Source organism: Candidatus Afararchaeum irisae, from assembly GCA_034190545.1.
GTDB classification, from domain to species: domain Archaea; phylum Halobacteriota; class Halobacteria; order Halobacteriales; family Afararchaeaceae; genus Afararchaeum; species Afararchaeum irisae.
On record JAXIOF010000048.1, the window covers coordinates 43,161 to 58,806 of the forward strand.

General features: G+C 57.3%; 13 protein-coding genes and 1 pseudogene. 10 read left to right on the plus strand and 4 right to left on the minus strand.

Annotated features, from left to right (window positions below):
• Positions 1–31 precede the first annotated feature (31 nt).
• The gene (locus SV253_06500; protein ID MDY6775712.1) at positions 32–1,525 is read right to left on the minus strand and encodes an ATP-binding protein; all 1,494 of its coding nucleotides are present in this window, start codon (positions 1,523–1,525) and stop codon (positions 32–34) included.
• A 251-nt stretch (positions 1,526–1,776) separates the two neighbouring features.
• Between SV253_06500 and SV253_06505 the strand changes: the two genes are divergently transcribed.
• The 6 genes and pseudogenes from SV253_06505 to SV253_06530 all read left to right on the plus strand — a co-directional run bounded on the left by SV253_06505 (position 1,777) and on the right by SV253_06530 (position 7,527).
• A complete protein-coding gene (locus SV253_06505) occupies positions 1,777–2,904 on the plus strand; it encodes a 5-(carboxyamino)imidazole ribonucleotide synthase (GenBank protein ID MDY6775713.1) in 1,128 nt (375 codons plus the stop codon).
• Complete coding sequence (locus SV253_06510; protein ID MDY6775714.1) at positions 2,901–3,539, plus strand: AIR carboxylase family protein; 639 nt, start codon at positions 2,901–2,903, stop codon at positions 3,537–3,539. Before SV253_06505 ends, SV253_06510 begins: the two co-directional genes overlap by 4 nt.
• Positions 3,540–3,607: 68 nt before the next feature.
• Entirely contained in the window at positions 3,608–4,708 is a 1,101-nt protein-coding gene (locus SV253_06515) for a branched-chain amino acid ABC transporter permease (protein MDY6775715.1), read from the plus strand.
• Positions 4,705–6,045 (plus strand): branched-chain amino acid ABC transporter permease, encoded by a 1,341-nt coding sequence (locus SV253_06520; GenBank protein MDY6775716.1) that lies wholly within the window; start codon positions 4,705–4,707, stop codon positions 6,043–6,045. The genes SV253_06515 and SV253_06520 overlap by 4 nt, the downstream gene beginning before the upstream one ends.
• Positions 6,046–6,065: 20 nt before the next feature.
• A pseudogene (locus SV253_06525) lies at positions 6,066–6,821 on the plus strand (ABC transporter ATP-binding protein).
• 1 nt (position 6,822) lies between these two features.
• Positions 6,823–7,527 (plus strand): ABC transporter ATP-binding protein, encoded by a 705-nt coding sequence (locus SV253_06530; GenBank protein MDY6775717.1) that lies wholly within the window; start codon positions 6,823–6,825, stop codon positions 7,525–7,527.
• A gap of 9 nt (positions 7,528–7,536) precedes the next feature.
• Here SV253_06530 and SV253_06535 read toward each other — a convergent pair whose 3' ends face one another.
• The 3 genes from SV253_06535 to SV253_06545 are packed head-to-tail and all read right to left on the minus strand — an operon-like array spanning position 7,537 to position 10,469.
• Positions 7,537–8,919, minus strand: coding sequence for an ABC transporter substrate-binding protein (locus SV253_06535; protein MDY6775718.1), 1,383 nt, complete (start codon positions 8,917–8,919; stop codon positions 7,537–7,539).
• A 41-nt stretch (positions 8,920–8,960) separates the two neighbouring features.
• A complete protein-coding gene (locus SV253_06540) occupies positions 8,961–9,839 on the minus strand; it encodes a universal stress protein (protein ID MDY6775719.1) in 879 nt (292 codons plus the stop codon).
• 6 nt (positions 9,840–9,845) lie between these two features.
• Positions 9,846–10,469, minus strand: coding sequence for a dienelactone hydrolase family protein (locus SV253_06545; protein MDY6775720.1), 624 nt, complete (start codon positions 10,467–10,469; stop codon positions 9,846–9,848).
• Between the two features lie 77 nt (positions 10,470–10,546).
• Between SV253_06545 and SV253_06550 the strand changes: the two genes are divergently transcribed.
• From SV253_06550 to ppk1, 4 genes are all read left to right on the plus strand, one after another.
• Positions 10,547–11,173, plus strand: coding sequence for a phosphoribosyltransferase (locus SV253_06550; protein ID MDY6775721.1), 627 nt, complete (start codon positions 10,547–10,549; stop codon positions 11,171–11,173).
• Between the two features lie 5 nt (positions 11,174–11,178).
• Positions 11,179–12,480 carry an erythromycin esterase family protein gene (locus SV253_06555; protein ID MDY6775722.1) on the plus strand — a complete coding sequence of 434 codons (1,302 nt, stop codon included), beginning with the start codon at positions 11,179–11,181 and terminating at the stop codon, positions 12,478–12,480.
• 65 nt (positions 12,481–12,545) lie between these two features.
• Entirely contained in the window at positions 12,546–13,232 is a 687-nt protein-coding gene (locus SV253_06560; GenBank protein ID MDY6775723.1) for a metallophosphoesterase family protein, read from the plus strand.
• A complete protein-coding gene (gene ppk1 / locus SV253_06565; protein MDY6775724.1) occupies positions 13,229–15,604 on the plus strand; it encodes a polyphosphate kinase 1 in 2,376 nt (791 codons plus the stop codon). Before SV253_06560 ends, ppk1 begins: the two co-directional genes overlap by 4 nt.
• Positions 15,605–15,646: the final 42 nt, after the last annotated feature.

A 15,646-nucleotide genomic window follows, 5' to 3' on the forward strand; every position in this document is an offset into this window, starting at 1 on the left:
CAGCTAGCGACGACGAGAGACGAGACTGAGACTACGCCTGCCTGAGTCTTACCTTGAAGACGCTTCCCTCACGTGACCCGGTGTCTTCCCTGTCCTCGACCCAGACATCGCCGCCGTACTCGTCGACGAGTGTATCGACGAGATACAGACCTATTCCGGTTCCGCGGCTTTCGAGACCCTTCTCCTCCTTTCCGAATATACTCTCCTTGGAGTCGTCCGACACACCGGTTCCGTTGTCGGAGACAGACACAACGACTTCTCTGTCACCTCTCCTCTCGGCTGATACCTCTATCCTCGGTATCTCCTTGTTATTGTGCTGTACGGCGTTGTTGAGTAGGTTCCTGAAGATTGTCGAGAGGAGACTGTTCGCCTTCACATCGACGTCGGGAATCCCCTCGACCCTGAACTCGGCGTCGTCGTAGGTCTCTCTCTTGACCCGGGTAACGTGTTCGACTGTCTCACGGAGCGAGACAGAGCCGAGATCCGACGTCTCACCGCTCTCTATCGACTCGACGAAGTCGCGCGCTGTCTTTGTGAGGTCGACTACGTGTTTGCTGGCGTCGAGAACCCTTTCGAGGTACTCCTCGCCGTCTGAGTCGACGTACTCCCTTAGCTCGCTTCCCCAGCCGAGTATGAGATTCATGTCGTTACGTATGTCGTGACGGACTATACGGTTGAGTAGAATCAGCTCCTCGTGCTCGTTTTTTATCCTGTCCTCAGTTCTGAGAGCGTAGATACCAGCTGACAGGTCGTACGCGAAGCCCTCTAAGAGACTCCTCTCAGTCTCGGAGATACCCTGTGGCGGAAGATGAACCGTCATAGCGCCGTAGTCGTTCCCCCTGTGGCTGAGAGCCACGCCTATAGCGCCGTGTCTCTCCGCCGACTCGTCTGTGTGGTGTCTGTGCGGAGGCTGTGTGACGTCGTCGATCACGAGAACCTCGTTTTCGAGAACCTCGTCTACGTAGGCGTCGGTGTAGACGTTATGCCAGCCGTTCGCCTCCTTGTCGCCGTCCGACCCCGAAAGACGCCCCGCCGAGTATACGTCGGAGAGGTCGCCGTCGTCGTCGAGTACTGCGATAGACGTACATCCCTTCTGTCTCGACGCCAGAACCTCACACGCCCAGTTGAGGAGGTCGTCCTCTTCTTCCGCCTGTAGAACCGACCTGTCTATCATCTGAATACATTCGAGTATCTCCTCCATCTCCTTCCTCTCGGTTATGTCTCGCAGAACCACGAGAGAGGCTGACGATCCCTCGTACTTGATCTCGGTAGTCTCGACCTCGACGGGCTTACCGTCAGCCTCCGAGTCCGACATTACCTCGCCTTCGAGTTTCTCGTCGGCGTCTATCTCTTCCTCCAGACTCACGAAGTCGGTGAGTCCACCCCCTTTCACCTCGTCTCTGGCTCTCCCGAGTATCTCGGCTGCGGTGTCGTTGACGTATGTGACACTCCCTTCCTGAGTCACTACTACCCCGTCGTCGAGGCTCTCTACTATCTTTCTGAAACTTCCGTGGCTTTCCGACATATTTCTGCTTCTCCCCTCTCTTAGAGCTACCGGATCTACGTATTTTAAATCTTCCTCTCCAAAGGCGGTTTACTACGAGTAATATACAGCTTTACGACGATCTACTAAATTAATATTAAAATAATACACCTAAGTCTTATATTTACAAAATTAATATTAACTAAATTTTGTCTTGTTGGAACAGTAAACACACTGGACAAGGCTGTACGGAAATCTTGAGGTTTAATAGATTCTACGACGAATCCCGAACTGTGAATCTCACGTCTGAACCAGTAACTATCGGGGTCATAGGAGGCGGACAGCTCTGCCGTATGATCTGTGAGGCTGCGTCGCCACTCGGCTTCGAGGTCGTCTTTCTCGACCCCACTTCGGACGCGCCCGCACGATCCGTCGCGAGAGAACAGGTCGTCTCGGGGTTCGACTCGGTTGAGGGAGCTAACGAGTTGGTCGAGTCAGCCGACTACGTCACATACGACATAGAGCTCGCAGACCCCGATGCCGTCGAGGGTGCCGACGTTCCCGTGCATCCTAATCCTGACACTCTGAGACTCATACAGGACAAGTACCGTCAGAAGGAGGCTCTGTCAGAAAGAGGGGTTCCGGTTCCCGACTACACCCGAGTCGACACGGTCGACGACCTTCGACGAGCGGCTGACGGTCTGGGTCTGCCACTCATGGTCAAAGCCCGCGAGGGTGGCTACGACGGACGCGGTAACTACCTCGTCGAGTCGCCCGACGACTTCGAGGACGTTCTCGACGAACTCAGCGGCGAACTCATGGCAGAGGAGTTTATCGATTACGACCGCGAGCTCTCGGTCATCGGTGTTAAGGGGGACGGCGAGACCGACGTCTATCCGGTGACTGAGACGGTACACCGCGACGAGATACTCAGAAAGACGGTCACCCCCGCGAGAACCACCACTCAGGTAGCTGAGAAAGCCCACGAGGTCGCCCGCGAAGTCCTCGAAGCCATGGAAGGGAGAGGTGTCTACGGCATAGAGCTCTTCGAGCATGACGGCTCTGTCCTCGTAAACGAGATAGCACCACGTCCCCACAACTCGGGACACTGGACGATAGAGGGAGCCGAGACGTCACAGTTCGAACAGCACATACGTGCAGTAACCGGTCTCCCTCTCGGCTCGACTGAGCTACGTGATCCCACTGTCTCGGTCAACATACTCGGCGAGTCGGGTGACAGAGACGTCAGACTCGAAGGCGTCGACGGTCTCCTCGACTCGGGGGCACATCTCCACTGGTATGGAAAACGTACTGAGTATCCTCTCCGAAAGATGGGACACTTCACTGTCACGGGAGACGACACCGAAGAGCTACTCAGACAAGCCGAGGAGATCAAAAACAGCCTAAGTTTCGAACCATGAGCCAAGTCGAGAGAATCATAGACGAGCTTGAGGAACAGGCGGAGTCGGACGAACTCGAAGACGAGGAGACCCCCAATATAGGTATCATAATGGGGTCTGACTCCGACTTCGACGTCATGATGGGGGACGGCGACGACTCCGTGGGAGCATACGACGCTCTCAAGCGTCTCGGATTCGAGGAGGTCACCGACTACTACGAACCACCCGAGAGCCGTTACACCTTCGAGACCTACGTCGTCTCGGCTCACAGGACGCCCGAACTCATGTACGCTTACGCGAGGACTGCGGAGGATCGCGGAATAGACATCATTATAGCGGGCGCAGGCGGAAAGAGCGCTGACCTCCCCAACATGACAGCCTCGGTAGCCTACCCCGTTCCGGTGATCGGCGTTCCCGTCCAAGAGAAGTCGGTCGACAGTGTCATAGGAATGCCCACGGGAGCACCCATCGTGGCGACCGACGCGGGCAAGTCGTTCAACGCCGCCCTCTCGGCTGCCCAGTTCCTCTCGGTGACTCACGACGATCTCGCCGACCGACTAGACGAGTACCACGATGACCTCAAGGAAGGCGTCGGGGAGGTCTCTCGGGAGATGCACGAGTCGGGAACCCCCGAGTTCCGTAGGCGCGACGAGTAGTCGTCTCCGTAGATAGGGTACCGTATGACAAGATATAATATTACACCTCTTGAAGGCTAAAACAACCCATGGCGACGATAGACTCACCTTATGAGGCGGTACGTGAGAAGCCCTTGACGGCGGCAGCCGTAGGCGTAGCCCTTCTGTTTGGTCTCGACCTGATACGTAGGCTCGTCCTCGGCGGTCTCGCCTACTCGACAGTCTTGACCTACGTCTGGGAGGGATCAGTCTTAGGTCTCACAGTGGGTCTCGCGGGAGTCGGTCTCTCGATGACCTACAGCATACTCGGCTTCGCCAACTTCGCACACGGCGACTACGTAACTACGGGAGGCTTCCTCGGCTGGGGACTCACCTACGTCGTCGTCGGCTACGGTGCCCACGACTTAGGCAGGCTGATACTCGTCGGACCCGGAAGTGAGGTCTACGGTGCCCAGATAGGTGTCACGGTTCTCAACACTACTTTCGCGGTCTTTCTGGGGATACTCTTCGCCGGCGTAGCCACCGCAGGGGTCTCGGTTCTGATAGACAGGTTCGTCTACAAGCCGATGAGGGACAAAGACAGTATCTCACTCCTGATTGCGAGTGTCGGGGTCTCGTTCGCCCTCAGATACCTGATAGGATTCGTCTACTCGACCAACAACAGAGGTACGACGCCCATACCCGAGTCGTGGAAGCTCGGACTCACCGAGGGCACTGTTACAGTAACGTCACACCAGGTCGCTCTCGTAGCCGTCTCCCTCGTTCTGATGGCTCTCGTACATCTCGTACTCAGGTACAGTAAGCTCGGAAAGGCGATGAGGGCGACCTCCGACAACGAGGATCTCGCACGCATAACCGGAATTCCGACCGAGAGGGTCGTGAGATGGACATGGATACTCGGCGGAGGACTCGCGGGCGCGGCGGGGTATCTCTCGGTTCTCGAAAGCGGAAGCATAAGCTACCAGTTCGGCTGGCTCCTCATACTTCTCATATTCGCGGCTGTTATACTCGGAGGAATAGGATCGATATACGGTGCTATGGCGGGAGGTCTCGTTATAGGCGTCTCACAGCAGCTCTCACTCGTCTGGCTACCGAGCGGTGACTTCACTCTTCCGACGGCGTTCCTCATAATGATTCTACTACTCGTACTCAAGCCCGAAGGACTCTTCTCAGGGAGGTCGACAGCATGACACAGAACACGACGACAAAAGAAGTACTCGCCGAGGCTCTCGAAGACGACACCGTGAGGATAGCCGCGATGATGCTCGGAATCTACGTCGTCTACACCGCTGTAGGAGGGGTTCTGGGTCTGAGCACCAACGGAATAGCCAACACACTCAGACGAGTGACGTTCCTGACGTCCGTCTACGCTATGCTGACGCTCGCGCTCAACCTCCAGTGGGGATACGCGGGTCTCTTTAACATAGGAGTCACGGGGTTCATGGCTGTCGGTATCTACACGACGGCGATCTTCACGCGTCCGTCTGTTCCCGCCTCGGAGGAGGTTCCTCTCGGATTCGGGGTTCCCGGCTTAGGAATGCCACTCATCGTCGGGATAGTCGCCGGAATGGTGGCGTCGGCTCTCTTAGGCTTCCTAGTCGCACTCCCCGCTCTGCGTCTCCGCGCCGACTACCTCGCTATAGTCACTGTCGGACTCGCCGAGATACTCCGTCTGAGCTTCAAGTCGGACGCCTTAGGTAGCTTCACACTCCTAGGCACGAGGCTCGGAACGGGAGGAGGAAACGGCATAGCTACACCCACGAACCCGGTACGTCTGATCTTCTACAAGACAGCCGAGGGAGCCGGCGAGCCCAACGGCTTCGGAGCCTCCGTCTTCTCAGTGATGGAGTCGGTGGGAATCCAGAGCTCAGTCGTCGTCTCGTGGGCTTATGTCGTCGTACTCGCAGTCTTCGTCGGAGCGATCTACTGGCTCGCTATGCGTGTCGGATTCTCGCCTTTCGGACGTGTCCTCAAGGCGGTGAGAGAGGACGAGGACGTCGCTCGCGCGCTCGGAAAGAACACCGACGTCTTCAAGATAAAGATCTTCATGCTCGGCTGTGCCCTCATGGGTCTCGCGGGTATACTCTGGCGAGGAAGCCAGGGACGTGTCTACCCCGACGTCTTCCAGCCTGAGTTCACCTTCTACGTCTGGGTCGCACTCATAATCGGCGGCTCGTCCTCGAACACCGGAAGCGTCCTCGGAGCCGCTGTCTTCTCGGCGGGTCTCTGGGAGGGTCCACGTTACCTCAACCAGATCGTGACTAACCTATTCGAGATAGGCAGCCCGCCGTCGGCGTTCGACGACGCCGTCGCCCCTATCTTGTCACTCGACTTCGGTCCCTTCATCGCCTACTCCGTCGAGTCCCTGAGGGGCACACTCCGTCTCGTCATAATGGGAGTAGTTCTTATCTGGCTGATGCAGAGACATCCCGAGGGACTCCTCGGACACAGGAAAGAAGAGGCGTCGGCTGTCGATCTGTCGGTTAGGAAGGGAGGCGGTGACGTCGAAGGAGGTGGTGACACGTGAGCCCGAGCCCGACAGCCGCTCTCAGGGTCGAGGATCTCAGGAAGAAGTTCGGCGGCATAACAGCAGTCGACGGTGCTACCTTCGAGGTCGAAAAGGGGTCTATAACCGGCTTGATAGGTCCCAACGGCGCGGGTAAGTCGACGACCTTCAACCTCATCACGGGACAGATAAAGCCGACGAGCGGGAAAGTCTACTTCGAGGGCGAGGACGTAACCGGAGACGAGCCCCACGTCATAGCACAGAAGGGTCTCGTACGTACCTTCCAGATAGCACGCGAGCTATCCGAGATGACAGTCCTCGAAAACATGATGCTGGCTCCCCAGAGACAGAAGGGCGAGAAGCTCTGGCGGTCTGTCCTTCCGGGAGCCCGTCGCGGCGTAATCGAGGAGGAAGAAGAGATACGTGAGAGGGCATGGGAGACACTCGAACTCTTCGAGATAGACCACGTAGCCACCGAGTACGCCGGCAACCTATCGGGAGGACAGCTCAAGCTTCTAGAGATGGCGAGGTCTATGATGACAGATCCCGACACACTCCTCTTAGACGAGCCCTTCGCCGGAGTCAACCCGACTCTCGAGTCGAAGCTTCTCGAACGTATACACGATCTCAGGGAGGACGGCTACACCTTCCTCATAGTCGAACACGACATCGATCTCATAATGGAGAACTGTGACGACGTGGTATTCATGCACCAGGGAGAAGTCCTGACAGAAGGAAGCCCCGAGGAGGTAAAGTCGGACGAACGTGTCATAGAAGCCTACTTAGGAGGTGTCTGAGATGGCGTTACTCGAAGTATCCGGCTTAGAGGCGGGATACGGCAGCCTACAGATACTCGACGGCGTCGACTTAGAGGTCGAGGAAGGCGAGTACGTCACCATAGTCGGACCCAACGGAGCGGGGAAGTCGACAGCTATGAAGTCGGTCTTCGGTCTCACGACACATATGGGCGGCTCGGTCGTATTCGACGGAGACGACATAACCGGACTCGAACCCGAGAGGATAATACACGAGGGGATCGGCTATGTTCCCCAGAACGACAACGTCTTTACCTCTCTCTCAGTAATGGAGAACCTCGAGATGGGAGCCTACATACTCGACGAGGTTCCCGACGAGACAGTCGACGAGGTATTCGGCTACTTCCCCGTCTTGGAGGAGCGCAAGTCCCAGAAAGCGGGCACTATGAGCGGTGGACAGAGACAGATGCTCGCGATGGGACGTGCCCTGATGCTCGACCCCGACCTCCTCCTCTTAGACGAGCCGAGTGCGGGCTTAGCACCCGACTTAGTCGACGAGATGTTCGACAGGATAGACGAGATCAACGACTCGGGAACCTCCATACTCATGGTCGAACAGAACGCGAAGGAAGCTCTCAGAAGATGTGACCGCGGATACGTCCTCGCACAGGGTCAGAACAGATTCTCCGACGACGGCGACAAGCTCCTCGAAGACCCTGAGGTCAGAGAGGAGTTCCTCGGAGGCTAAATCTCCTTTTCACTGAGGACTCAGTGCCTGTTCGAGCTTAGCCGTGTAAGACGACTGCTGTTTCTCGAACGAGACCTTGTGGTAGACCTCTCCGCCGTACTCCTCGGTGAAGTTGTCGGAGAACTGTTCGGAAAGCTGCTGTCCGTACGAGTTGTTGACGTAGAAGGTCGAGGCGGTCGAGGCTCCCAGCCTGTCCGACGCAACACGTGCCATAGCCTGTCCCTGGAGAAGATCACTCGGCGCAGTCCTGAATATGTAGCCGTCGTCCTCTAGGAAGGACACACTCAGAGCGGTACTCGAAGGCGAACATCCCACGACTCCGTTGGGTATGAGGACGTTCTTCGAGACGGGGACGTTGATACCCGACGACGCCGCGCCGACGACGGCAGGGTATCCCGCGTTGACGAGAGCCTCCGCGCCGCTTATACCCGCCGACTGGCTCGTCTGTGTGTCCTGTACCGAGTGGTCGACTTCGAGGTCGACGTCGGAGTTATTTATCTCGTTTATCGGAAGCATAGCGGCGTCTATCATGGGGTTTCCGAGAGGTGCTAAGTCTCCCGTCTGTGGGAGGAGTATTCCGACCTGAAGAGTTCTCCCGAGACCTCCGGGCGACTCGTCAGCCGCCTCGCCGGCGGGCTCCTGACCCGTGAAGCTCACCGAGTCGACGACTTCTGTGCCTTCGTCAGCGAACTTCCAGACGTCGTATGTAGCCGATGTTGGGTCGCCCCTGTCGTCGAAGTCGACGGTACTCGACGCTCCCTCGTAGTTTATCTCCTCGCCGTTTGCCGCCGCCTCAGCTGCCTCGGCTATCTCCCCGGGTCCGTACTTCTCTCCGGGCGGGTTGGCTACGCGTCTCATCTGCATCTTGACAGCCTCCCCGTCGTTCTCACCCGCGGCGGCGTTCGCAAGCAGAAGCACAGCTGTTGCGTCGTAGGTGTTAGACGTGAAGACACTCGGTTCGGAGCCGTACTCGTCTGTGTAGAGATCCTCGAAAGCCTCCTGGTTGGGACCCGCGGCACCCGGAGCCGTACCTGTGACGTTCGACATGTCGGCTCCTACCCTCTGGGGAAGCTCTCCGTCCCTGAGTCCGTCGGGGACGATTATCTCCGCCGAACCCTCGAAGTTGGTGTAGAAGTCCTTGAATATCTGTATACCGCTCTGGGGATACCCGATTATGTTGAGTACGTCTGGACCCCCATCACCACCTCCGTCGCCGGTGTCGCCGGTGTCGTCGGTCGTCTCGTTCTGACCTCCGCCGTCTCCACCGGCGTCCTGAGTATCCTCTCCTCCGCCACCGTTACCGTTTCCTCCGCTTGTACATCCCGCGAGACCTGCTACTCCCGCGGCACCTATTCCCTTGAGGAACTTCCTCCTATCTGTGTCACGTGCCATACTTGGTACTATATCCCACACTACATATAAATAAACATCCCTCATTCGCTCCTGGTTCTCGCTGTCAGAACCGGAACCTCCGAGGTACGTATGACTGTCTCAGCAGTGCTTCCGAGGAGGAGCCTTCCTATGCCCTTTCTGCCGTGTGTCCCCCTCGCTATTAGGTCGATACCGTGTTCCCGTGAGTAATCGGTTATCTCACGTCCGGGGACTCCCATCACAACATCAGTCACGACCTCTGTCTCTTCATCTTCCTCTATCTCGCCGGCGACCTCGCGCGTGGCTCTCTCGCCCTCCTCCTCAAGTGCGGTGACCACGTCGGGTATCACTCCAGTCGAGCTTCCTATACGTATGTCTATGACATAGACGACGTGTACAGTCGAGCCGTACATACGTGCGATACCCGCGGCGTTCTCAACCGCCGCCTTCGACCCCGGACTTCCGTCTGTCGGAACGAGTATACTGTCGTAGACGTAGGACGACTCGTCTTTCCCCCGTGACGGAACAGTGAAGACGGGAACCTCGGATCTACGGACGGTCTTAGCCGCGTTACTCCCGAGAAGGAGTCTCTCGAAGCCCGTCCTCCCGTGGGTTCCCATGACTATGAGGTCGATCGCCTCGTCCTCGACGTAGTCGAGAACGACATCGTGGACTGAGCCGTAGGTGACGACTTCCACGGTCTCGACCCCTCTCTCGGACGCAGTCTCCGAGACCGACTCGACCGCTTCTCTTCCCTCCTCCTCGACTATGTCTCTCTGTCTCTCGACTGACTCGTTGCCCGCCGAGACGTACTCGTGTGTCTCGACGGCGTTGAGGACGTGTAGCTCCGAGCCGAACCTCTCAGCTATACGTACTGCGTGTCTCGCGGCTTCGTCGGCACAGTCGCTTCCGTCGGTGGGTATGAGTATCCTGTCGTACATGCTTACTTACCTCAGACTCTCCTCGAACCAGTTCGCCGCCGTCTCGGCGACTTCTTCGAGTTCACCCTCTCCCTCGAAGAGATGTCCCGCGCCTTCGACCACATGTAGCTCCTTCTCACAGCCTAGGCTCTCGTATATCTCACGGTTGAGTTCGAGTACCTGTGTGTCGGCTCCTCCGACTATCAGGAGGGTCGGCGACTCGACCTCGTCTATGACCTCCTCGGCGAGGTCGACACGTCCGCCTCTCGACACCACCGCGCCTATATCTGTCCCCAGACGCGCGGCTCCCCTGAGTGCCGAAGCCGCACCTGTGCTCGAACCGAAGTAGCCGACGTCGAGGTCTCCGGTCTCGTCTCTCTCGCCGAGCCATTCGGTGACCGAGACGAGCCTGTCGGTAAGTAGAGGTATGTCGAACCTGTTCTCTCTCTTTCTGTCCTCCTCTTCCGTCAGGAGGTCGAAGAGGAGTGTTCCGAGATCCCTCTCGCGCAGAACCTCGGCGACGTACTTGTTGCGCGGGCTCTTACGGCTGCTTCCGCTTCCGTGTGCGAATACGACGACCGACTCGGCTCCGTCAGGGAGTATTAGCTCGCCTTCGAGTTCGACACCGTCGGCTGGGATCTCCACGAGCATGGTGACTGTCTAAAGACTCAGGGGTTAAAGTTGTTTGTCACCTATATATACTTCAATCTCGAAGGTTTAGCTCGGCTATGGCATTCGACGACAGGACAGACGCCGGGAGACAGCTCGCCGAGGCTCTTGAAGAGAGAGAAATAGACGCCGACATAGTCCTCGCGATACCTCGTGGAGGTCTCCCTCTCGGACGAGAGGTCGCTGACGCGCTCGGCGTTCCTCTCGATATCGTAGTGGCGAAGAAGATGGGCGCACCCCACAACCCCGAGCTTGCGATAGGATCAGTAGCGAGCGACGGGTCTGTATGGCTCAACGAGAGCTTGATAGAGGATCTGGGTGTCGACGACGACTACATAGAAGACGAGACACAACGCGTCGCCGAGAAGGCGAGACAGAAGCTCGAAAAGTACAGGGGAGACCGTGAAGCCCCCGACCTCGAAGGCAAGACCGTCGTAATAGTCGATGACGGCGTTGCGACGGGTGCGACTGCGATACCGTGTATCAGACACGTCAAGAAGGCGGGAGCCGAGAAGACTGTTCTCGCGGTTCCGGTTGGGTCACCTGACACCGTCGAGAGACTCGGGGACGAGGCTGACAAGGTCGTCGCAGTTGAGACTCCGGCGAGTTTCAGAGCCGTGGGTCAGTTCTACTCGTCTTTCAGACAGGTCACTGACGACGAGGCAAGGGAGTACCTTGAATACTGATACTAATGTCGCTCCAAGACACCGTGGCTGCGGCACGTCAGAACTCGGCTCGGCTCACCCAGACTAATATAGACCGTCTCGTCGACGAGATAGGCGACGCTAACTACGTCCTACTCGGCGAGGCGTCACACGGCACCTCCGAGTACTACGTCTGGAGGTCGCGCATAACCGCTAAGCTCATAGACGAGAAGGGCTTCTCGTTCGTGGGGGTCGAGGGCGACTGGCCCGACTGTTACAGAATAAACCGTTACGTCAGCGGCGAGACCGACAAAGACGCATACGACGTTCTCTCGGAGTTCGAACGCTGGCCTCAGTGGATGTGGGCTAACTGGGAGGTTCACGAGTTCGTCGACTGGCTCAGGAGGTACAACGCGAAACACGACACAGACGTCGGCTTCTACGGACTCGACGTCTACAGTCTCTTCGACTCGATGGAACGCGTGGTCGAGTACCTCGAAGACGTCGACCCCGAGGCGGCGGAAGAAGCCAGGAAGGCGTACGCGTGTTTCGAGCCCTACTCCGAGAACGCTAGGGAGTACTCGCGTTCCCTCAGGATGGTTCCCGAGACGTGTGAGGACGAGGTTGTCGAGATACTCTCACATCTCGAAGAGAGACAGTCGGAGTACGTAGGTAGGAACCACGAGTCGTTCTTCGACGCCGAACAGAACGCCCTGGTAGCCAAGAAGGCGGAGGAGTACTACAGATCTCTCACGAGAGGAGGAAAGGAGTCGTGGAACGTCCGTGACAGACACATGACGGAGACCGCCGAACGTCTCGTCGACTACCACTCCGAGGACGAAGACGCCAATGCCAAGGCGGTGATCTGGGCTCACAACACACACGTCGGCGACGCGAGGGCTACCGACATGCCCGACAGAGGCAGGATAAACCTCGGACAGCTTATACGTGAGAGAAACCCCGACGAAGACGTCGAGGTCGTGGGATTCGGCTCTCACCACGGCGACGTCATTGCCTCCTCAAGCTGGGGAGAGACCTGGAAGGAGATGGCTGTTCCCAAGGCGAAACAGGACAGCTACGAGGACGTCTTCTACGAGGCGGGAGGCGACTTCATACTTGACACCGACTCTCACGTCTTCGACGAGGAGAGGGGACATAGAGCGATAGGCGTAGTCTACAATCCGCGCAGGGAGGCGGGCAACTACGTCCCGACGAGCCTATCGAACCGTTACGACTACTTCGTCTTCCTGGGTGAGACCGACTCACTCAACCCCATAAGGACGGAGGAGACCGAGGAGTACGAGCCCGAGACCTATCCGTGGGGGTCTGAGGCTACATATCCTATGTAAGGTAACATATACTATATATAATTATGACGTAACCTATATAATAGGCTCCGTACAACGACTCGGTGATGCCCTCCGTAGTCGAGCCTCCGAAGTTCGAGAAGGTCGAACAGGTACATTTCGAGCCGGGATACTGGAACAACGTGTACGTCGTGGGCGATGTCCACGGCTGTTTCGACGAGATGAAGAAGCTTCTCCGGAAGTTAGACGTATCCGACGACGAACTCGTCGTCTTCGTGGGTGATCTCATAAGAAAAGGTCCCGACAGCCCGAAGGTAATCGAGACGGTCAAGTCGAACGACAACTTCGTGAGTGTCCGCGGGAACAACGAGGAGAAGGTAATAAGAGGCAAGGCGTCCGTCGACGACGAGACAGACACCGAGTACATATCTACTATGCCCGCGGTCGTGTCGTGGGGGTCTTCTGTCGCCGTACACGGTGGGATAGATCCGTCCTTGCCTCCCGAACAGCACCGTCTCAGTACGTTACAGAGTATGAGATCCGTAGACGGCGGAGGCTACGACGGCGAACTCTGGTTCGAGAACTACGACGGCGACTACCGCGTCTTCTTCGGACACACGGTTCTCAGATCTCCTGTCGAAACAGACTCGGCTGTGGGTCTCGACACGGGCTGTGTCTACGGCGGCGAGCTAACCGCTTACGACACCGGCGAGTCAAGGTTCGTGTCTGTCCCCGCCGAATCTGAGTACAGATCGAGACGCGACGACAAGGTGGTCTCTACGTCTGACATATGACTGACACGGACACGGAAACGGACACACAGAAGGAGACGGAATACAGCTGTCCAGTCGAGGGATGTGACTTCTCGTCGGACAACGTAGGCTCCGTCAAGGGTCATCTATCTCGGAAGGAGACTGACGGTCATAAAGGTCTAACAGCCAAGGCTGGAACGGGTGACACGGTCGAGGTCGTAGGGGAGCCGAGAACTGAGACAGACGAGTCCGACGAGGCTCTCAACGGATCGGACTCCGAAAACACCGAGGAAAGCCGACCGACGGAGACAAAGCCCAGCCTCGAAGACCCCGACTACTACCTCAACAGGGAGCTGAGCGAACTTGAGTTCCAGAGACGTGTCCTCCATGAAGCCGTCGACGACAGAAACCCTCTACTCGAACGCGTGAGATTCCTGTCGATATTCACGAGGAACATGGACGAGTTCTTCATGAAGAGGGTCGGTGGTCTCAAACAGCAGATAGCCGCGGGTGTGACCGAGCTAACTCCCGACGGAATGACTCCTCAAGAACAGCTAGACGCCATACTCGAACAGTCGCGTGAGATGTTCGAGAGACAGTCCGACTGTTACAGAGACTGCGTCCTCCCCGAACTCACGGAGGAGGGGGTGGAAGTACTCGATTACGACGACCTCTCCGACGCCGAGAGGAGGCGTATGAGACAGAGGTTCAAGGAAGAGATACTCCCGGTTCTGACTCCCCTGACGTTCGACCCCGCACATCCTTTCCCATTCATATCCAACCTCTCTCTTTCACTCGGTGTCCTCACGAAGGGCGAAGACGACGAGGAGCCCGTCTTCTCACGTATCAAGATACCGAAGAACAGACCCCGTTTACTCGAAGTCGAATCCGAAGGCGAGGACGAGAACCGCGACGGAGACACGAGGTTCGTCCTCATCGAGGACGTCATAGCCGACAGCCTCGACCTGATCTTCCCCTCCGTCGAGATCGTCGACTGTTCGAGCTTCCGTGTCACGCGGAACGCCGAGGTCAAACGTAACGAGGAGGTCGCCGAGGATCTCATAGAGATGATAGAGGAGGTTCTGCGGGAGAGACGTTTCGCGACAGTCGTCCGTCTCGAAGTCGAGGAGGGAACCCCCGACGCGATACTCGATGTCCTCACCCAACAGCTCGAAGTCGACGAAGACGAGGTATTCGAGCTACAGCCACCTCTCGACATGGGCGACCTCTCGAGGCTTACCGAGGTCGAAAGACCCGACCTGAGCCTCGAAGCCTGGACTCCTCAGCCACATCCGCGTCTCTTGGGCGACGGCAGCGTCTTCGACGAGATAAGGTCTAAGGACATACTACTCCACCATCCCTACCACTCCTTCGAGGGGACTGTACAGCGTTTTCTCGACGAGGCGGCTTCCGATCCCGACGTCCTAGCCATAAAGCTGGCTATCTACCGTACTGCGCCCGACTCGAAGGTCATAGAAAGCATAATACAGGCTGCGAAGAACGGAAAACAGGTCGCTGTGATGGTCGAGCTAAAGGCACGTTTCGACGAGGAGAACAACCTTAGATGGGTCGAACAGCTTGAGGAGGAGGGAATACACGTCGCGTACGGAACCCTCGGATACAAGACACATACCAAGACAGCACTCGCAGTACGTGACGAGTCCGACGGCGTAAGGATCTACTCACACGTCGCGACCGGAAACTACCACTCCGAGACTGCGAAGGGCTATACCGATCTCGGTCTCCTGACAGCCGACGAGGAGATAGGACACGACGTCATGAAGCTCTTCAACTTCTTCACGGGACATTCCCACCACGACGACTACGACGAGCTTCTCGTAGCACCCGGTAACATGCGCGAGAGGTTCTCCGATCTCATCCGTAACGAGGCAGACGTCGCGAGACGTGGAGGCGACGCACGTATAGTCGCCAAGATGAACCGGCTCGAAGACCCCGAGATAGTCAGACTCCTCTACGAGGCTTCTGTCGCAGGCGTCGAGATAGAGTTGGTCGTACGTGACATCTGCCGTCTGCGTCCGGGTATCGAGGGCGTGAGCGACAACATAGAGGTCACGAGCATAGTCGGAAGGTTCCTCGAACACTCACGTATATTCAGATTCGAGAACGACGACCCGGGCTACTACATAGGATCAGCCGACTGGATGACGAGGAACCTCGACAGCCGCGTCGAGGCTGTCACTCCTATCCACGACTCCGACCTCCAGAGCCAGCTCGACGAGATTCTGAGAATAGCCCTGAGCGACAACACGAAGTCGTGGGAGATGAAGCCCGACGGCAGCTACGTCCAGAACACACCCGACGGCGACCAAGCCGTAAACTCACAGGAGGCTCTCATGGAGAAGACGCGTCACGAAGTCGAGGAGACGAGACGCAGGATGCTTGATAGTGTTTAGTTCGAATCCTTACCGGTGAGATACGGCCAGATGTTCGGTTCG

Bases quoted from the DNA above. Each gene is read 5' to 3' on its own strand.
- ppk1 (MDY6775724.1), top strand. From the start codon at position 13,229: ATGACTGACACGGACACGGAAACGGACACACAGAAGGAGACGGAATAC.
- SV253_06545 (MDY6775720.1), bottom strand. From the start codon at position 10,469: ATGCTCGTGGAGATCCCAGCCGACGGTGTCGAACTCGAAGGCGAGCTA.
- SV253_06535 (MDY6775718.1), bottom strand. From the start codon at position 8,919: ATGGCACGTGACACAGATAGGAGGAAGTTCCTCAAGGGAATAGGTGCC.
- SV253_06515 (MDY6775715.1), top strand. From the start codon at position 3,608: ATGGCGACGATAGACTCACCTTATGAGGCGGTACGTGAGAAGCCCTTG.
- SV253_06550 (MDY6775721.1), top strand. From the start codon at position 10,547: ATGGCATTCGACGACAGGACAGACGCCGGGAGACAGCTCGCCGAGGCT.
- SV253_06530 (MDY6775717.1), top strand. From the start codon at position 6,823: ATGGCGTTACTCGAAGTATCCGGCTTAGAGGCGGGATACGGCAGCCTA.
- SV253_06510 (MDY6775714.1), top strand. From the start codon at position 2,901: ATGAGCCAAGTCGAGAGAATCATAGACGAGCTTGAGGAACAGGCGGAG.
- SV253_06520 (MDY6775716.1), top strand. From the start codon at position 4,705: ATGACACAGAACACGACGACAAAAGAAGTACTCGCCGAGGCTCTCGAA.
- SV253_06560 (MDY6775723.1), top strand. From the start codon at position 12,546: ATGCCCTCCGTAGTCGAGCCTCCGAAGTTCGAGAAGGTCGAACAGGTA.
- SV253_06500 (MDY6775712.1), bottom strand. From the start codon at position 1,525: ATGTCGGAAAGCCACGGAAGTTTCAGAAAGATAGTAGAGAGCCTCGAC.
- SV253_06540 (MDY6775719.1), bottom strand. From the start codon at position 9,839: ATGTACGACAGGATACTCATACCCACCGACGGAAGCGACTGTGCCGAC.
- SV253_06555 (MDY6775722.1), top strand. From the start codon at position 11,179: ATGTCGCTCCAAGACACCGTGGCTGCGGCACGTCAGAACTCGGCTCGG.